At 40.1% G+C, this 2,160-nt stretch carries 4 protein-coding genes; all 4 read left to right on the top strand.

All coding sequences use genetic code 11. The annotated features are described in order from the left end of the window. Window positions 1–1,245: collagen-like triple helix repeat-containing protein (locus tag ABZ914_RS50505; protein WP_500201697.1), on the top strand; the 1,245-nt coding region annotated here is incomplete at its 5' end. 19 nt (window positions 1,246–1,264) lie between these two features. Beyond that, window positions 1,265–1,489 carry a hemolysin XhlA family protein gene (locus ABZ914_RS50510; RefSeq protein ID WP_023189804.1) on the top strand — a complete coding sequence of 75 codons (225 nt, stop codon included), beginning with the start codon at window positions 1,265–1,267 and terminating at the stop codon, window positions 1,487–1,489. 12 nt (window positions 1,490–1,501) lie between these two features. Beyond that, complete coding sequence (locus tag ABZ914_RS50515) at window positions 1,502–1,789, top strand: phage holin (protein WP_156647468.1); 288 nt, start codon at window positions 1,502–1,504, stop codon at window positions 1,787–1,789. Then, on the top strand, window positions 1,789–2,160 hold a 372-nt coding region (locus ABZ914_RS50520; protein WP_500201698.1), incomplete at its 3' end, for a peptidoglycan amidohydrolase family protein. The genes ABZ914_RS50515 and ABZ914_RS50520, both read left to right, overlap by 1 nt.

Consider the following 2,160-nt stretch of genomic DNA (forward strand, 5'->3'; position numbering starts at 1 on the left):
CCCCGCACCACACCAGTCCCTACTCTAGTCAAAGGTCAATATCTCTGGACTAAAACAGTATGGACATACACGGATAATACCAGTGAAACAGGTTATTCAGTATCTTATATTGCACAAGATGGGAATAATGGACATGACGGAATTGCTGGTAAAGATGGTACTGGTATCAAAACTACGACCATTACATATGCAGGCTCTACAAGTGGCACAACAGCACCAACTAGCGGTTGGGTTACAACAGTTCCGACAGTTGCAGCAGGTAGTTATCTGTGGACTAAGACTGTTTGGGCTTACACGGACAATACCAGTGAAACAGGGTATTCAGTAGCTAAAATGGGAAATACTGGAGCAACAGGTCCACAAGGACCTCAGGGGAATACTGGACCACAGGGCCCTGCTGGAAGTAACGGTGACCCCGGTAAAATTGTTTCTGATACTGAGCCAAGCACTCGATTCAAAGGCTTAACTTGGAAATATTCAGGCACCTCTGACCTTACCGCAAGTGATGGAACAGTTATCAAGCCTAATACGGAGTACTATTACAATGGCACTCACTGGATGATTAATTATTTAAGTGCGAACAATCTTGAAGCTAATTCAATTAAAGCTGATAAAATTGACGCAAAAAATTTAACAATTACTGATGGTGAATTCGTAAGTACAACAACTAATGGCCCAGTTACAACCTCTACAGAAATCAAAGATAATCATATTGCAATTTCAAAGACGGATGGAACTGTAAACACAAAAAATGATTTGGCAGTTGACACCGAACAGGGCTTTGCAATGAAGTTCACGAACAATACTACTGGATTAACTAGAGAAGCTTCAGTTAACTTTCAAGGAGTTTCCACTAGTGATTCAAATGGAAACTATGCTCAACTTACGCCTCAAGGCACGAAGTTATCAACTGACGTTCCTTGGACTGATATCACTCGAGCGAGTGGAGTAGGAACATCCGGAACCTTACGTGCAAGAATAAATAACGGTGTTTTTTATGCACAGTCGAAAGACGTCACAATCCCTTCAATAGCACCCAATAGTCTTATAACAATTGGTACTATGTCCAGTAAATTTAGTGGTGTTTCTGGATTTGATACGTTAGGGTTACTATATTCGCCAGGTCAACTTAGCGTTGCTAGTGTTACAGTCGGTAATGATGGGAAAATAAACATTGGTAATCCCAATCCAACGACCATGAGTGGCAAGGTAATTCAGTTTTCAATAAATATTCCATTAGGATAAAGAATAGAAAGTAGGGGTTATGGAGGAGCAAGCATGGCGAGAAGTACTCGAACGATTAGCTCGAATTGAAACAAAGTTGGATAACTATGAAACAGTTAGAGATAAAGCAGAACGAGCGCTTTTAATAGCCCAATCAAATGCAAAACTTATAGAAAAAATGGAAGCCAATAATAAGTGGGCTTGGGGCTTTATGCTTACTCTTGCCGTAACTGTTATTGGATATATAATCACTAAAATAATTTAAAGGAGAAAGAACATGAAAACAATCGACAAAGGAACACTCACACGTACAATCTTACTTTGGTTGGCAATTTTAAACCAAATTCTAACAGCATTAAACATTAACCCATTGCCACTTGACGATAATACTGTTAGCACTGTAATTACAACAGTTTTTGCACTTTGGGCTTGGTGGAAGAATAACGACTTCACTCATGCAGCTAAAAAAGGAACTGAACTTACTAAAAGTTTGAAAAATGGTGATAGCGTTCAAGTGGTTAAAGCTTCTGACGCTGACCATGAATTCACAGAAGGAGGCGAATAATGTCAAGTATTGAAAATATGATTGCTTGGATGCAAGCACGAAAGGGTAAGGTAACTTACTCAATGACCTTGCGAATGGGTCCTAGAAGTTATGACTGCAGCTCGTCAGTATTCTTTGCAATGATTGCTGGCGGATTTCTGTCAGCAGGTTCAATGGGAAATACTGAAACTTTATTTGGAATGTCTGGCACAAAACTCAAAGAAATCAGTCGTGGAGAAGTGCAACGTGGTGATATTTTTATTTCAGGCACTCCTGGTGGTTCGGCGGGATCTGACGGACACACAGGTATTTTCCTAAGCAACGGCTCATTCATTCACTGTTCTTACACTCACAATGGAATTGCGGTTGATACGAACGACGCTTATATGAAT

The sequence above is a fragment of the Spirillospora sp. NPDC046719 genome (genome assembly GCF_040645715.1).
In the GTDB taxonomy this organism is placed as follows: Bacteria; Actinomycetota; Actinomycetes; order Streptosporangiales; family Streptosporangiaceae; genus Spirillospora.